The organism is Pseudomonas maumuensis (assembly GCF_019139675.1).
In the GTDB taxonomy this organism is placed as follows: Bacteria; Pseudomonadota; Gammaproteobacteria; order Pseudomonadales; family Pseudomonadaceae; genus Aquipseudomonas; species Aquipseudomonas maumuensis.
This window is the reverse complement of sequence record NZ_CP077077.1, coordinates 1,973,317-1,988,716: the sequence shown is the minus strand read 5'-3', so window position 1 is coordinate 1,988,716 and position 15,400 is coordinate 1,973,317. Positions and strand designations below refer to the sequence as shown.

General features: G+C 65.0%; 17 protein-coding genes. 11 read left to right on the top strand and 6 right to left on the bottom strand.

Annotated features, from left to right (window positions below):
- Window positions 1–25 precede the first annotated feature (25 nt).
- From KSS90_RS09105 to KSS90_RS09095, 3 genes are all read left to right on the top strand, one after another.
- The gene (locus KSS90_RS09105) at window positions 26–1,336 is read left to right on the top strand and encodes a C4-dicarboxylate transporter DctA (protein WP_217869086.1); all 1,311 of its coding nucleotides are present in this window, start codon (window positions 26–28) and stop codon (window positions 1,334–1,336) included.
- A 70-nt stretch (window positions 1,337–1,406) separates the two neighbouring features.
- The gene (locus KSS90_RS09100) at window positions 1,407–2,108 is read left to right on the top strand and encodes a FadR/GntR family transcriptional regulator (protein ID WP_217869085.1); all 702 of its coding nucleotides are present in this window, start codon (window positions 1,407–1,409) and stop codon (window positions 2,106–2,108) included.
- Between the two features lie 19 nt (window positions 2,109–2,127).
- Entirely contained in the window at window positions 2,128–2,823 is a 696-nt protein-coding gene (locus KSS90_RS09095; protein WP_217869084.1) for a GntR family transcriptional regulator, read from the top strand.
- Here KSS90_RS09095 and KSS90_RS09090 read toward each other — a convergent pair.
- Window positions 2,805–3,767 carry a GlxA family transcriptional regulator gene (locus KSS90_RS09090; RefSeq protein WP_225933143.1) on the bottom strand — a complete coding sequence of 321 codons (963 nt, stop codon included), beginning with the start codon at window positions 3,765–3,767 and terminating at the stop codon, window positions 2,805–2,807. The two genes, KSS90_RS09095 and KSS90_RS09090, sit on opposite strands and share 19 nt — an antisense overlap.
- 145 nt (window positions 3,768–3,912) lie before the next feature.
- On the opposite strand from KSS90_RS09090, the gene KSS90_RS09085 reads away from it, so the two are divergent.
- On the top strand, window positions 3,913–4,548 hold the full coding sequence (locus tag KSS90_RS09085; protein WP_217869083.1) for an HD domain-containing protein: 636 nt from the start codon (window positions 3,913–3,915) through the stop codon (window positions 4,546–4,548).
- On the opposite strand, the gene KSS90_RS09080 is transcribed toward KSS90_RS09085, so the two are convergent.
- Window positions 4,520–5,092 (bottom strand): isochorismatase family protein, encoded by a 573-nt coding sequence (locus KSS90_RS09080; protein ID WP_217869082.1) that lies wholly within the window; start codon window positions 5,090–5,092, stop codon window positions 4,520–4,522. The two genes, KSS90_RS09085 and KSS90_RS09080, sit on opposite strands and share 29 nt — an antisense overlap.
- 86 nt (window positions 5,093–5,178) lie before the next feature.
- Here KSS90_RS09080 and KSS90_RS09075 point away from each other — a divergent pair, with 86 nt between their 5' ends.
- Both KSS90_RS09075 and KSS90_RS09070 read left to right on the top strand, forming a co-directional pair.
- Window positions 5,179–5,622, top strand: coding sequence for a GNAT family N-acetyltransferase (locus KSS90_RS09075; protein WP_217869081.1), 444 nt, complete (start codon window positions 5,179–5,181; stop codon window positions 5,620–5,622).
- 118 nt (window positions 5,623–5,740) lie between these two features.
- Window positions 5,741–6,745: a hypothetical protein gene (locus KSS90_RS09070; RefSeq protein ID WP_217869080.1), complete on the top strand. Its 1,005-nt coding sequence runs from the start codon at window positions 5,741–5,743 to the stop codon at window positions 6,743–6,745.
- A gap of 19 nt (window positions 6,746–6,764) precedes the next feature.
- Here the strand turns inward: KSS90_RS09070 and KSS90_RS09065 are convergent, their stop codons facing one another.
- Complete coding sequence (locus KSS90_RS09065; RefSeq protein ID WP_217869079.1) at window positions 6,765–7,193, bottom strand: PACE efflux transporter; 429 nt, start codon at window positions 7,191–7,193, stop codon at window positions 6,765–6,767.
- Between the two features lie 100 nt (window positions 7,194–7,293).
- Here KSS90_RS09065 and KSS90_RS09060 point away from each other — a divergent pair, with 100 nt between their 5' ends.
- A complete protein-coding gene (locus KSS90_RS09060) occupies window positions 7,294–8,172 on the top strand; it encodes a LysR family transcriptional regulator (RefSeq protein WP_217869078.1) in 879 nt (292 codons plus the stop codon).
- Between the two features lie 150 nt (window positions 8,173–8,322).
- Window positions 8,323–10,209, top strand: a complete 1,887-nt coding sequence (gene mcpA / locus KSS90_RS09055; RefSeq protein WP_217869077.1) for a methyl-accepting chemotaxis protein McpA — start codon at window positions 8,323–8,325, stop codon at window positions 10,207–10,209.
- Between the two features lie 98 nt (window positions 10,210–10,307).
- Here the strand turns inward: mcpA and KSS90_RS09050 are convergent, their stop codons facing one another.
- On the bottom strand, window positions 10,308–10,682 hold the full coding sequence (locus tag KSS90_RS09050) for a RidA family protein (protein WP_139669857.1): 375 nt from the start codon (window positions 10,680–10,682) through the stop codon (window positions 10,308–10,310).
- Window positions 10,683–10,892: 210 nt separating this feature from the next.
- Here KSS90_RS09050 and KSS90_RS09045 point away from each other — a divergent pair, with 210 nt between their 5' ends.
- The gene (locus KSS90_RS09045; RefSeq protein WP_046854865.1) at window positions 10,893–11,678 is read left to right on the top strand and encodes a sulfite exporter TauE/SafE family protein; all 786 of its coding nucleotides are present in this window, start codon (window positions 10,893–10,895) and stop codon (window positions 11,676–11,678) included.
- A gap of 158 nt (window positions 11,679–11,836) precedes the next feature.
- Here KSS90_RS09045 and KSS90_RS09040 read toward each other — a convergent pair whose 3' ends face one another.
- The gene (locus tag KSS90_RS09040; RefSeq protein WP_217869076.1) at window positions 11,837–12,889 is read right to left on the bottom strand and encodes a DUF1176 domain-containing protein; all 1,053 of its coding nucleotides are present in this window, start codon (window positions 12,887–12,889) and stop codon (window positions 11,837–11,839) included.
- A gap of 24 nt (window positions 12,890–12,913) precedes the next feature.
- Window positions 12,914–13,954, bottom strand: coding sequence for a DUF1176 domain-containing protein (locus tag KSS90_RS09035; RefSeq protein WP_217869075.1), 1,041 nt, complete (start codon window positions 13,952–13,954; stop codon window positions 12,914–12,916).
- Between the two features lie 150 nt (window positions 13,955–14,104).
- Between KSS90_RS09035 and KSS90_RS09030 the strand changes: the two genes are divergently transcribed.
- Window positions 14,105–14,677, top strand: coding sequence for a biliverdin-producing heme oxygenase (locus KSS90_RS09030; RefSeq protein ID WP_217869074.1), 573 nt, complete (start codon window positions 14,105–14,107; stop codon window positions 14,675–14,677).
- 55 nt (window positions 14,678–14,732) lie between these two features.
- A complete protein-coding gene (locus KSS90_RS09025) occupies window positions 14,733–15,182 on the top strand; it encodes a GNAT family N-acetyltransferase (RefSeq protein ID WP_217869073.1) in 450 nt (149 codons plus the stop codon).
- The last annotated feature ends 218 nt before the right edge of the window (window positions 15,183–15,400 follow it).

Sequence of the window (15,400 nt, the reverse complement as noted above, 5' to 3'; positions counted from 1 at the left end):
AGGACACCGACCAGAGACTCCTCCCATGCTCAAATGGTGTTCGCGTTCGATTTTCCTCCAGGTTGTGCTCGGCCTCGCCCTCGGCGTGATCTGTGGCCTGAGCTTCCCCGACCTGTCCCTGCAACTCAAACCCCTGGGTGACGGCTTCATCAAGCTGATCAAGATGCTCATCGGCCTGATCGTGTTCTGCGTGGTGGTCAGCGGCATTTCCGGCGCCGGCGATCTGAAGAAGGTCGGGCGCATCGGCCTGAAGTCGGTGATCTACTTCGAGGTGCTGACAACCCTGGCCCTGGTGATCGGCCTGGTGTTCGCCTTCTCCACCGGCATCGGCAGCGGCGCCAACATCCACCTCGACCAACTGTCCAGCGCAGATGCCGGCGCCCTGGCCGACCGCGGCGCGCATATCCACAACACCACCACCTTCCTCATGGACCTGATCCCCACCTCGGTGGTGGGTGCCTTCGCCGACAACAACATCCTCCAGGTGCTGCTGTTCTCGGTGCTGTTCGGCAGCGCGCTGAACCTGGTCGGTGAGTCGGCCTCGGGTATTTCGCGACTGATCAACGAGCTCAGCCACGTGATCTTCCGCATCATGGGCATGATCGTGCGCCTGGCCCCGATCGGTGTGTTCGGTGCCATCGCCTTCACCACCAGCAAGTACGGCCTGAGCTCGCTGCAGCACCTGGGCGGCCTGGTGGCGCTGTTCTACCTGACCTGCGCCGGCTTCGTACTGATCATCCTCGGCACGGTGATGCGCCTATCGGGGCTCAAGCTGTTGCCGTTCATCAAGTACCTGCGCGAAGAACTGTCCATCGTCCTCGGCACCGCCTCCTCCGATGCCGTGCTGCCGCAGGTGATGCGCAAGCTCGAGCACCTGGGCATCGGCAGTTCCACCGTCGGCCTGGTCATTCCTACCGGCTACTCGTTCAACCTCGATGGCTTCTCCATCTACCTGACCCTGGCCATCGTGTTCATCGCCAACGCCACCGGCACGCCGCTGGCGATGACCGACCTGCTGACCATTCTTCTGGTGTCATTGGTGACTTCCAAGGGTGCCCACGGCATCCCAGGCTCGGCCCTGGTGATTCTCGCCGCCACCCTGACCGCAGTCCCGGCGATCCCGGTGGTGGGCCTGGTACTGGTGCTGGCGGTGGACTGGTTCATGGGCATCGGCCGGGCGCTGACCAACCTGATCGGCAACTGCGTCGCCACCGTGGCCATCGCCCGCTGGGAAAAGGACATCGACCTGGAACGCGCCAACAATGTGCTGGCCAACAAACCCGGCTTCGCCCCGATCACCCGCAAGCAGGGCCAACCCCATCAACAGGAATTCTAAGCCCAAGGCCGCCGGCGCCCAGCGCCGGCCGGCCAAGGACAAAGATGCCGCGTCAACCAAGGAGCGAACCGTGATCAGCTCTTCGACCGTAGTCAATTCAGTGGTGGAGAAACTCCGCCAGGCCCTGGCCCGTGGCCAGTGGCGCAGCGGCGACATGCTGCCCGGCCAGCGCGAGCTGGCCGAACAACTGGGGATCAGCCGGCCCAGCCTGCGCGAGGCGGTGATCGTGCTGGAAACCCTGGGCTTGGTACGCTCGATGCCAGGCAAGGGCGTGCTGGTGCTGGATGCCGACGCCGCCCAAGCGCAGGAAGCGGACACCATCGCCGAGGCCAGCCTGGCCGACGTGCTCGAGCTGCGCTACACCCTCGAACCCTTCATCGCCGGCCTGGTGGCGCAATCGGCCGGCAGTCAGGATATCGGCCAGTTGCGCCTGACCCTGATGGACATGCGCGAAGCCCTCGACGCCGGCGACCGCGAAGCTGGCATCAATGCCTATATCGCCTTCCACGAGGCGTTGTTCGCGCTGACCACCAACCCGATCTTCCAGAGTGTCGTGCAGCAGACCGGCAATGCCCTCAAGCAGAGTGCCGACATGCTGCGCAATTCGCCCGAGCACCTGGCCGCGCGCCTCAGCGAAAACGAGGCAGTGGTACGTGCCATCCGTGAGCGTAACAGCGCCAAGGCCAGCCAGCAGATGCGCCAGCACATCCTCGCCGAAGGCCAGCGCATGGGCATCGCCCTGAACATCCCGGACGATCAACCAGGCACCTGAATAAAGAAGGAGAGCGACCATGACCGCCTGCGCCCCAGCCGCCCCCCGCCTGCCTGCCCTGCTCGGTGCCGGCGAGACCCGCCTGTCGGCGGAGCAAATCTACCCCCGGCTGTTCGATGCCATCCTCGAACAGCGCCTGCCGCCCGGCAGCGCCCTGCCCGAGCAGGCCCTGGGCAATGCCTTCGGCGTCAGCCGCACGGTGATCCGCCGGGTGCTCGGGCGCCTGTCCGACCAGCAGGTGGTGGTACAGCGCCCCAGCCATACCGCGCACCTGGCCGCGCCCGACCCTGAGCAGGCCCGCCAGGTGCTCAGCGCCCGACGCCTGGCCGAGACCACGCTGATCGGCCTGGCCACCCAACGCGCGCGCCCGGCGCAGATCCGCCAGCTGCGCCAGTTGGTAGAGCGCGAGCGCCAGCACCATGAGCGCGGCGAACGCTGCACGGCAATCCGCCTGGGCGGTGAATTCCATATGAAACTGGCGCAGATGGCAGCCAACGCACCGCTGGCGCGCTTTCTCAACGGCCTGGTACCGATGACCTCGCTGATCATCGCCCGCTACGAGTCCCCCTGTTGCGAGCACTGCGCCTGGCAGGAGCATGCAGCGATCATCGATGCGGTGGAGAGCGGCGACGGCCAGGCAGCCCTGAGCCTGATGCACGAACACCTGGACCATCTGGAAGCCAAACTCGACCTGGATCAGACCGGCCGAGCATAGCGCTTGCGGTACTCGGCGGGGGTCACCCCGACATGCCGCATGAAGGCCCGCCGCAGGGTGTCGGCATTGGCGAAGCCGCACAACGCCGCCACTTGCTTGGGCGGTTCCAGCCCGTTTTCCAGGCGTTCGCGCGCCGCATTGACCCGCGCCAGCTCTACCCAGGCCGCCGGGGTCATGCCGACGTCGGCCTGGAACAGCCGGGCGAAATGCCGCGGGCTGAGGCCGACCCGCGCCGCCAGACGAGCGACCCCATGATCCTGGGCCGGATTGGCCGCCACGTAGCGCTGCAACCCCTGCAACGCCGAACGCCCCGCCACTGACGAGGCGCCCTGGCGGCTGAACTGCAACTGCCCGCCGGGGCGTTTGAAATACATCACCAGCTGGCTTGCCACCTGCTTGGCGACCTGACGGCCCAGGTCTTCCTCCACCAACGCCAGGGCCAGGTCGAGCCCCGCGGTGACGCCAGCGGCCGTGCGCACCTTGCCGTCGTGAACCTGGATCGCGTCGGCTTCCACCGTGACCTGCGGATAACGTAGTGCCAAGGCTTCGGCCACCGCCCAATGGGTGGTGATGCGCCGTTGATCGAGCAAACCGGCGGCGGCCAAGGCGAAAGCGCCGGTACAGACCGAGCCGTAGCGCCGGCTGCTGGCGGCATGCTCGCGCAACCAATCGAGGATGCCGTTGCGCAGGTGCTGCTCGGCAGCCTGAGGCGTGCCGGCAATCAGCAGGGTGTCGAAGGGGCCGAGGGCATCGCCGATCCAGCCATCGGGCAGCAGCCTGGCGCCCGACGAGCTGACCAGTGGCCCGGGCTCGCAGGCCAGCAGTGATAGCCGATAGGCCTCTCGCCCGGCCTGGCGATTGGCCTCGGCGAAGACATCGAGCGGGCCGCAGGCGTCCAGCAACTGGACACCGGGCATGGCGAGAATGGCAAGGGTGATGGGCATGGGTGCGGTCTCGATTACTGCGCAAGTACTGGCAGCAGCGTGTCTTCATGTCACGGACAATGGCAGTATTAGGCGTGTTACGTCAATTGAGGACATAGCGCAACCACCACACACTGGCCACCTCACCCACCGAGGAGTCCTTACCATGTCCATCGCCGGCATTCGAATCCCCGACAGCGCCATGACCCGCGAGATCACCGAGCTGGTCCGCGACACCGCCTCGCCACTGCTGTTTCACCATTCCAGCCGCGTCTACTATTTCGCCGCGCTCGCCGGCCGGCGGCTGGGCCTGAAATACGACGCCGAACTGCTGTACTGCGGCTGCATGTTCCATGACATGGGCCTGACCCACACCCACAGCAGCGATTGCTGCCGCTTCGAGGTCGATGGCGCCAACGCCGCCCGTGACTTCCTGCAACAGCACGGCATCGACGAGCGCGACATCGAGCGGGTCTGGACGGCCATCGCCTTGCACACCACGCCGGGTATCCCCGAGCATATGCATCCGCTGATCGCGTTGGTCACCGCTGGCGTGGAAACCGATGTACTCGGCCTGCACCATGAAGGCCTCGCCGCAGGCGAGCGCGACGCCGTGGTGGTGGCGCATCCGCGCGGCGAGCGCTTCAAGGAAGCAATCATCCAGGCTTTCTACGACGGTATCCGCCACAAACCGCAAAGCACCTTCGGCAACGTCAAGGCAGACGTCATCGCCGACAAGGAGCCGGCATTCCACCCGGGCAATTTCTGCAGCATCATCCGCCAGTCGTGCTGGCCAAGCTGAACGCCACGGCCTCGACACCAGGCAGGATCTGCACCTCGTCCCCCAGCGACCACTCCGCCGCCCGGGCTGCCAGGGCAGCGGGCACACCCGGCGAGCCGCCCGGGCCGGGTGGTACGTCGTAGGTGGCGTGGGCATCGTGAGGCAACAGCACGTTGTAGCCTCTTTGCAGCGCGGCGCGGGCAGTGGCCGCCAGGCACATCTCCGAGAGCATGCCGCACAGGGCCAGGCGCCGGGCCCCGAGTTCATCGAGCAGGGTTTGCAAGCCGGTTTCGAGGAAGCCGTCGTCCTCGGTTTTGAACAGCACGTGTTCACCCCGCACAGGCGGAAAATACAGCTGCCAACCGGCACTGTGCGGGGCGTCCGGGCTGCCTGGCGCACCGTCGTTCTGCAGGAAGATCACCGCCACCCCAGCCTGGCGGGCACGGCCAAGCAAGCGAGCGATGCTCTGCTGCAAGGCCAAGTGGCCAGGCACCGCATCGGCGCCCTCCATGAAGGCGCACTGCACATCCACCAGCAGCAAGGCGTCGGCCTTGGCAACATTCATCGGCAACTCTCCTGTTCGCGGACGAATGCCGAGCATAGCGCAATGCCGTACCCTAGTGCCGATCACCCAAATGCCTTGGAGGGCTTATGAATTTCACTATCGCGCCAGTCGGCGCGGAGCACTTCGATCGGCTGGCCGATCTCTGGGAAGCTTCGGTACGGGCGACCCACGACTTTCTACCCGAGGGTTACGTCGAGCGCCTGCGCCCGCTGGTGCGCGAGCAGTACCTGGGTTTCGTCCAGCTGCGGGCCTGGCGTGACGGCGCTGGACGTATCCAGGGCTTTGCCGGGGTGCATGAGGGCAAGCTGGAGATGCTGTTCGTCGAGCCGGGCTGCCGTGGTCAAGGCATCGGAAAGGCACTGCTGGCCCAGACGATCGATGAGTTGGGCGTACGCGAGGTCGATGTCAACGAGCAGAACCCACAGGCGGTTGGCTTCTACCTGAAGCAGGGATTCGTCCAGGTCGGGCGCTCCGAGGTGGATGGGCAAGGCGATCCGTATCCGTTGCTGCACCTGAAGCTGGAGGGCTGAACATGGCACTCAGCCTGCAAAGGGGCCGCTCTGCGGCCCATCGCGGGACAAGCCTATACTTCGAGTAATCACCCAGCCTCTCGCCAAGGGGGCAATCCACGTGAAATCGATCTTCGCGATGGTTCCGCTCTGCCTCCTGCTGGCCCTCGCCGGTTGCGCCGGCAAACGCCCACCCGCCCCGCCCCCGCCGCAAAATCTGCCGCCCGCCGTCTGGCAGCGCATCGACCAGGACATCATCGAGGCCTCGGTCGCCGCCGCAGGCTCGGCCAACGACTACGCCCGACGCTCCATGCGAGTGTGGAAACAGCAGGTGCAGCAACGTACCGAGAACGACTTCATCCCTTGGTTCACCGGTTACTGGACCCAGCAGTGGCTCACCCTCAAGGTGGCCTGGTACAAGATGAACAGTGGCAATGGCCAGGAACCTGCGGAAAAACGCCTGGGCCTGTATCTGCAGGAGCAGTACCGCGAACGGGTCATCGAGCCGGTGGCCGAGCAGATCAACCCCGAGGGCATCCGCGACCGCGCCAGCGAGCTGTACCTGCAACTGCTCGGCCAGCAACTGCCGGCGATCATCCAGCGCTACAACGCCCCGCCCGAGCAGTTCAGCCAACGCCTCAACCGCATCCCGATCATTGCCCTGGGCCCGCCGGATGCACGCAATGCCTCGCTCTACCAACTGCTGCGGGCCAAGTCCCTGGACCAGCAGCCAGCTTGGCAGTCCTTGCGCGAGCATTTGCACCAACAGGCCGCCAAAGCCCCTGGGCAGACCGAGGCCGGACTGTCGTCGGTGGCCACCCAGGCCAGCGAGAAACTCGGCGCCACACTGGCGCCACGCGGCGCCGCCAGCGCCATCGCGGCGGCGGTGGGCAAGGCGGCAGGGGCCTTGATCTCGGTGGCGGCAACCGGCTACGGCATCATCACCCATGACCGTGAGCAACCGCAGATGGTCGAGCAGTTGCGGGTGATCCTCAATGTCGCGCTGAACCAGGAATGGCAGGAGCTGATGGAGAATCGCCAGAGCGGCGCCATGGCCGGGGTGTATTACCTGTCGGGACAGGTCGAGGACAGCTTGCTCGGGAGTCGGTCGCAGGAACCGTTGCTGATTCGCCTGCCGCCATGACCCGGCGCAGGTAGCACGTTCAGGCAGTCGCCAGCGCCGAAGTCGGCAGCCCGAAGATACGGTCGAACGCCCAGTTGTAGACGAAGGTGTAGCACGGCACCAGGATGATGAATGCCAGGTCCACCATCAGCGCCTCCAGCACGGTCATGTCCAACCACCAGGCGATCAGCGGGATCAGGTATACCACCAGGGTCAACTGGAAGCCGATGGCGTGCGCCACCCGTCGACCGAGGCTACGCCCGCGCGCGACCTGGCGGCTCTCCCACCACTCGAACAGGCTGTTGTAGACGAGGTTCCAGAGCATGGCGATGGTGGTGATCATCACCGCCAGCGGGCCGGTGTGCGAGGCCTGAGTGTCAGACAGGTAAGCCAGGCCCAGGGTCGACATGCACAGGCCGATCAGTTCATAGAAGGTCACGTAGACCAGTTTGCGTTTGAGTCCTTGCACGGAATTACCTTGTAGCGGATATGACGAAGGCGCGCAGGATGCATCAACAGACTTGACAGAAAAAGTCGGCACCTTTCAGATTTACTGAAAGGAGACTGCCATGAACTTTTCCAGCGATACCATCCTGCTGTTTCTCGCCGTGCTCGACCGCGGTTCGTTCTCCGCTGCCGCACGGGCGCTCGGTCGGGTGCCCTCGGCGGTGAGCATGGCCATTGGCAACCTCGAGGCGGAGCTTGGCTACGCGCTGTTCGAGCGCGGATCGCGGGAGGCGCGACCGACCGCCCAGGCCCAGGCGCTGGAACCCCACGCCCGGCTGATCGCCGAACAAATGGGGCTGTTGGAGGTGCATGCACTGGAACTGTCGCGTGGGCTGGAAAGCAGCCTGGCCATCGCCGTGGTACCGGACATCGACCAGCGTCCGTTGCTCGGGGCCATCACCCGCCTGGGCGAGCGCTACCCGCTGCTGGACATCGAACTGCTCGCCGCCCCGCAGGAAGAGGCCCTGCAACTGCTCGACAGTGGCCGGGTGCATCTGTGCCTGGCCTTCGCCGGGCTGCAGGTGGACCCGCGCCGCAGCTTCCAGCACATCGCCCTGGAGTCGCTGGTGGCCACCCTGTCGCCAAGCCACCCCGCGCTGCGCGAAGGGCGCATCCGCAACCTCGAAGACCTGGTCAACCTGCGTCAGATCCTGGTGCGCAGCCGCGACCTGCCGTTGAGCGATCCCCGCTCGCTGATCGGTACTTCGCACTGGCGCACCGACAGCCTTGACCTGGCCCTGCAGATGGTCGAGGCAGGCCTGGGCTGGGGCGACCTGCCGCTGGCACGGGTGGCGCCACTGATTGCGGATGGACGCCTGGTGCGCTTGAAGTTCCAGAACACGCGCAACGAACTGCAGTTGCCGGTGAATGCCTTCTGGCTCAAACAGCAACCCCTCGGCCAGGCGGCCAGGACCTTGGTGAGCCTGCTGGCTTCGACATGATTTGTCACCCTGTCAGGGCAATTCGGCCAAGCGCTGCGACATTTAGTCTTTCAACATTTTTCAGAATCGGCCGATAGCATTGCAACAGGCTCCGCCACTCGTGCCACAAGCACGCGGCGCCCTCCTTTCACTGGCTCAAGGTCTCGAAACATGAACCTGAAATTCCGCCACAAGATCCTGCTCAGTGCCTGCGCCGTCGTCGTACTGGCCTTCGCCCTGTTCACCCTGTACAACGACTACCTGCAACGCAACACCATCCGCCAGAACATCGAGTCGTCGGTGCGCCAGGCCGGCGCGCAGACCGCCAGCAGCGTGCAGAACTGGATGAGCGGGCGCATCCTGGTCCTGGAAAACCTGGCCCAGGACATCGCCCAGCAAGGCGCCGGCAGCAACGTGCCGGGCCTGGTCGACCAGCCGTCGTACACCAGCAACTTCCAGTTCACCTATTTCGGCCAGAACACCGGCCTGTTCACCCAGCGCCCCGATGCCAAGATGCCTGACGGCTACGACCCGCGTCAGCGCCCTTGGTACACCCAGGCCGTGACCGCCAACCAGACCATGCTGACCCCGCCCTACATGGCCGCAGTCGGTGGCCTGGTGGTGACCATCGCCATGCCGGTCAAGGCCAAGTCCAGCGGCGAGCTGATCGGCGTGGTCGGCGGCGACCTGAGCCTGAACACCCTGGTCGACATCATCAACGCTGTGGACTTCGGCGGCCTCGGCCACGCCTTCCTGGTCGACCGCAATGGCCAGGTGATCGTCAGCCCGGACAAGGACCGGGTGATGAAGAACCTCAAGGACATCTACCCAGGCTCCCCGCTGCGGGTCGAATCCGGCATCCAGGAAGTCAGCCTCGACGGCAAGGACCGCATCATCTCCTTCGCTCCGGTGGACGGCCTGCCGTCGGCGCAGTGGTACATCGGCCTGTCGATCGACAAAGAAAAAGCCTACGCCCCGCTTAGCCAGTTCCGCACCTCGGCCATCATCGCCATGCTGATTGCCGTGGCTGTCATCGCCGGCCTGCTCGGCCTGCTGATCCCGGTGCTGATGCGTCCGCTGACCACCATGGGCCGCGCCATGCAGGACATCGCCGAAGGCGAAGGCGACCTGACCCGCCGCCTGACCGTCGAGCAGAAGGACGAGTTCGGCGAGCTGGCCACCTCGTTCAACCGTTTCGTCGAGCGTATCCACGCCTCGATCAGCGAAGTGTCCTCGGCCACCCGCCTGGTGCATGACCTGTCGGAAAAGGTCGTGGTCGCCTCCAATGCCTCGCTCACCGGTTCCGAAGAGCAGAGCATGCGCACCAACAGCGTCGCCGCGGCGATCAACGAGCTGGGCGCCGCCACCCAGGAAATCGCCCGCAACGCCGCCGATGCCTCGCAGCACGCCAGCGGCGCCAGCGAACAGGCCAACGGTGGTCGCCAGGTGGTCGAAGAGGCGATCAGCGCCATGACCGCCCTGTCCGAGCGCATCAGCGAGTCCTGCGAGCAGATCGAGACCCTCAACGCCAGCACCGACGAGATCGGCAAGATCCTCGACGTGATCAAGGGCATCTCCCAGCAGACCAACCTGCTCGCGCTCAACGCCGCCATCGAGGCCGCGCGTGCCGGTGAAGCCGGGCGTGGTTTCGCCGTGGTCGCCGACGAAGTGCGCAACCTGGCCCACCGTACCCAGGAATCGGCGGAAGAGATCCACCGCATGATCACCAGCCTGCAGGTCGGCTCGCGTGAGGCGGTACACACCATGAACACCAGCCAGGTCTCCAGCGAAGAGACCGTGCAGGTGGCCAACGAGGCCGGCGAACGCCTGGCCAGCGTGACCCAGCGCATCGGCGAGATCGACGGCATGAACCAGTCGGTGGCCACCGCCACCGAGGAGCAGACCGCCGTGGTCGAGAGCCTGAACCTGGACATCACCCAGATCAACGCACTGAACCAGCAAGGGGTGGAGAACCTCAACGACACCCTGCGCCACTGCGACGCCCTGAGCCAGCAGGCCGGGCGCCTCAAGCAACTGGTGGGCAGCTTCCGCATCTGACCTACCGCCCGCTCCTGCACATGCTGCAGGAGCGGGCTCCCTCCGCGATCACGCCTTCGATCACATCGGCGAATGCGCAGGCATTATTCAGCTACTCCTCACTCGCCGACGAACGCCTGCACCTCGATCTCCACATCGACCCCCAGCGCGAGCGCCGATGCCACCGTCGAACGCACCGGTAGCGCCGCGCCAAAGAACTCTTTGTAGACCTCGTTGAAGCCGGCGAAATGGCTCATGTCCGACAGCCAGACCGTGCATTTCACCACCTGGTCGAAACGCGCCCCACTCACTGCCAGGCTCTCGGCGATACGTTCGCAGGCAGCTCGGGTCTGTGTCTGGATATCACCGCGTACCACTTCGCCACTGGCGCTCATCGGCACCTGGCCGGACAGGAACAGGAAGCCCCCGGCCTTCACTGCTCGGGAAAAAGGAAACGGCAGGCTGCTGGGAAAACGCTGAATGTCATTGCTCATGGAACGCTCCTTTCATGGTTGGCTGAATCGTGCCTGGGACAAGTCGAGCGGGCTAGCTTCCGGTAAACCCACTCTCATGAACCGTGGATTTTCAGGAGCGTACCGCCACAGCGTGGTTATAACCTAATAACGAACAAGTCTATTTGGCTATAAAAAAATCTATATGCTGGCACTCATCCGATCACGGGCAAGCTGGGCGTCGAGTAGCGTATGGATGTAGGTTCTTTCGGTTTCACCCTTGCGGGCCTGATCGTAGGCTTCATCGTTGGCATGACCGGCGTCGGCGGCGGTTCGCTGATGACCCCGATCCTGCTGTGGTTCGGCATCAACCCGGCCACCGCCGTGGGCACCGACCTGCTCTACGCCGCCATCACCAAAGCCAGCGGCGTCTGGGTGCATGGCCGCAACAAGAACATCGACTGGAAGATCACCGGCTGGCTGAGCCTGGGCAGCGTCCCGGCCGCCGCGCTGACCCTGTGGTTCCTCAGCACCCTGCACGCCGACACCTCGGCGCTCAACGCCATCATCAAGCAGGGCCTGGCGGTGGTGCTGATCCTCACCGCCCTGGCGATCCTGTTCAAGTCGCGCCTGCAGGCCTTCGCCAGCAAGCACGCAGGCGATCACTACCACCTCAGCGACCGTACCCTGAACATCCTCACCGTGATCACCGGCGTGGTGCTGGGCGTGATGGTCACCCTCACCTCCATCGGCGCCGGCGCGCTGGGCACCGTGGCGCTGTTCCTGCTCTATCCGTTCCTGGTCACTCGCCGCCTGGTCGGCACCGAGATCGCCCACGCCGTGCCGCTGACCCTGGTGGCCGGCCTGGGTCATGCCGGCATGGGCAACATGGACTGGTCGCTGCTGGGCTACCTGCTGCTGGGCTCGCTGCCGGGGATCTACCTGGGCAGCCACCTGACCGGGCGCATCTCCGACCGCGTGCTGCGACCTTGCCTGGCGACCATGCTGCTATTGATCGGCTACAAGCTGGCGTTCTGAGCCACGCCTGACTGATAGCGGGCGCTACGCGCCCATCGCCGGCAAGCCGGCTCCCACAGGTACTGCGCATGATTTGCAGCCAACGCTGAACTGTGGGAGCCGGCTTGCCGGCGATGCGGCGCGTCAGCGGCGCCTATGGGCACTTAGCTCGCCTCGACCTACTCCTGCACACGCCATAGCACCGGCCAGAACTGCGGTTTCACGTACCCGCAGCGATCGAGCCGCGCCACGCGCTCGAGGCGCATGCGCTCACCGTCGTAACGCCACTGCTGGATCACCCCGCAACCACGCTCTACCTGGCTTTTGTCAGCGGCAAACAATTGGCCGCTCTGCGCATCGAACGCTACATAGCCACTCAGACGCGGCGCCAGCAGCGGCGTCGGCGCCTCGAAGGCCATTTCGCTGATCTGATTGGGCGCGGCGCGGGACACCCGATACAGGTAATTGGCGCAAAACTCGCCACTGCACCCGACGTTGAGAATGACCAGGACATTGGCAGCGTCCAGAGGATGTACCTCGTAATGGCTGTTGCTCATCCCCGGCACATCGCCTTCGACATTCGCCTGGCGTTTTACCGCCCTGCCGATTTCATGGGCCTGCTCGTCGTTCATGCGCGGCGCGGCGACGAACTGTGGCAGCACCACGGTATCGGGAGCGCGAGGCACATCGGCAGCGGGCGCATCTCCCACTCTCACCAGGGCATCGGCATGCCCAACCCGGCCTTGCACGGCATCGATGGCCAGCAGCGCGCCACTGAGCCCCCGCAAGGACGCGACCAGCTCGCCATCCTCGGTCAATGAACTCAAGCGTGTACCGTTGCGCAATCGCCGTATGAGCGCCAGCGCCTCATCGTCTTCCAGCAGCAGGTCGAAGTCGTATTCCTGCTGGACGCGCTGCCAGTTGGCCGACAGTGCCTGCCCATCGAGCAGCACCTGTTCCGCAAACGCCGGGCCCACGCGCAGGGTCAGTTCGAGCGCGCCCTGTGGCCCTGCCTCGCGCCTTATGATGGTCTGCAGCCCGGCCATCAGCTCGTCGTCGATGGCCATTACCGCCGTGCAGGCACGAGTGTTGTCGCAGCCAACCGCCCAGTCCTTGATCTGCCGGTACATCGGCACCGCTTCGAGCGGTGCCTGGGCGTTCTCGGCCTGCACGACCGATGGCGTCATGAGCGTCAGCAGCAATGCCGCACGCGGGTGTTTCATCCATTGCATGTCCCTGAAATCCCTTTTGCGCGTTCAGCCTTCACTGCGCCAGAGTACCGGCCAACTGTCGGTGCCCACTTCGGCGCAGCGGTCCATCCGTGACAGCCTGAGCAAGCGCATGCGCATGCCATCGTAGCGCCAGCTTTCCTCCACCCCACAACTGCCGGGATAGTCGTCCTTGGCATAGCTGTGGAGCTCGCCTTTGCCAGGGTAGAACTCGATGGCGTCGCGCATCCGGCTGATCACCACCGGGCTCGATGGCGCCTCGAACTCCAGCGGCCCGAGGGTGTAAGGCGCTTCACGCGACACCTTGTACAACGCGTAGAGGCAGTGGAAGTCATCGCAGTTGTAGCTGAGCAACGCCAGCGCATGCTGATCGTCCAGCGCATGCAGCTCGAGCTTGGGAGCGACATCGTATTCGTTCTTCAACTGGTTCTCGGCGGCCGCCTTGGCCATCACCACTTGGGTGATGCCCGCTTGCTCCTGCGCGCCCAGGGCCGTAGCTGCCACAAATGCCGGCACCTGTGGCTTGGCCGGAGTTGGCAACTGCGCATCGGCAACGCTGTCGCCGGGGCGTATCAGCGCACTGTAGTGGCCGACCCGGCCCTGCACCGCATCCATCAGCAGCAAGGCGGCGCTCAGCCCCTGCAGCGAACTCACCCGCTCCCCTGGCCGGGTGTCGTCCACCAGGCGCTGGCCATTGCGCAATTGCCGCAACACGGCATAGGCATCGGCGCCCTCCAGTTCCAGGGTGGTCTCGACACCACGGGTCATGCGCCAGGGGGCGACCAGTAGCTGGCCGTCGAGCATGGGCTCGCCCGACCAGTCGGTGCTCCCCACAAGGGTCAAATGCAGGTTGCCCCAGGCGCCCGCCTCACGCTGCACCAGCATGCCCACTCGCATCCGCTCCGGGTGATCGGCCAGGACCGCGGTGCAGAAACGCGTGTTGTCGCAGCCTACAATCCAGTCCTTGATCTCCCGGTATACCGGTACCGGCTCTGGTTCCGCCGCGGCGGCCAGGCCCGGCAGCAACGCCAGCCCCAGGGCCAGCCAGTTCCATGTTGTTGCGCGCATCGTGCTGCATTCCTGTCTTGGCTGTGAAAGCCTCGTTCCAGAGGCGGCGCAATGATTCCACAGTTCAACGGCCAGGTGCGCAAAATCGGCAGTGGTGATCGCGCCACGGGATCTGGCAGTATCGGCTGCGTCACTGCCAGAGCCTGCGCCATGTCCGTTACCGTCAGCCCCCTATTGCTTGCCCTGCGCGAAGGAACCCGCGCCTGCCACCAAGGGTTGGAAGCGCGCCTGCCGTTTTTCAGCGCAGGCTTCGACCGGGCGGCCTATGCACGCCTGCTTGCGGCTTACCACGGCTTCCACGCGCCGCTGGATACCTTGCTGGCCGAGTACCAGACCGCCGAACGCAACAAGACGCCCGCCTTGTCCCGCGACCTGGGCGCCCTGGCCATCGATGCCCAAGCACTGCCCGTGTGCCACGCCCTGCCTCGCATCGACGATGAAGCGAGCGCACTGGGCGTGATGTATGTACTGGAAGGCTCCACCCTTGGCGGCCAGGTGCTCAAGCGGGCCATGGCTGAACGCTTGGGCATCGACACCGACAGCGGCGGAGCGTTTCTCGACATCTATGGCGCGCAGACCGGAGCACGTTGGCGCAGCTTTCTCCAGCGCCTGGCTGCCGCCGATCCGCAGCCCGCTGCACAGGCCCGGACGGTAGCAGCGGCGGTAGCTACCTTCACCTGCTTCGAACAATGGCTCGAAGCGCGACGCGTCCTGGTCTGCTGATACCCCGCCACCCTGTATGACCAGGGCACCGAACAACCTGACAGCGAGCCCCGACATGAACGTCATTGCCTGTGATCTGCACCACCTGGACGCCGCCGCGGACCTCTTCAACCAGTACCGGATGTTCTACCAGGAGGCGGACGACCTCCCCGCTTCCCATGCATTCCTCAAGGCCAACCTCGAAACCGGCAACTCGCGAATCTACCTGCTGCTGGACGACGAGGGTCAGGCCATCGCCTTTGCCCAGCTGTACCCGGCCACCTGCTCGCTGGCAATGAAGCGCTTCTACTGGCTGTATGACCTGTTCGTCGTCCCGCACGCCCGCAGGGGCGGTCATGCCCGTTACCTGATGCAGCAACTGATCGGGATCTTCCAGGCCGAGGGCGCGCAGCGGTTGAGCCTGGACACCGCCAGGAGCAACCTTGCCGCCCAGGCGCTGTATGAATCGCTGGGGTATGAGGCCGAGCAGGACTTCGTGACCTATCACAAGCTGCTCGATCACTGAAAGTAGCCAGGGGCGCTGCGGATATCCGCTTGCGCTCGGAACGGGGGAGGCAGCTGTACGCGGGTGTGCAAGACCGTGGATGTAGGAACCCGGCTGGCCCGAAGGCCTCCCTCGTACAGCCGCCATAGAGCGACTTGAAGCATATCCTCGGGCTTGCACACCCGGTCGTTGAATTGGCAACGACTGGGCGAGACTAAGGAACGCGGCTGACCAGCACA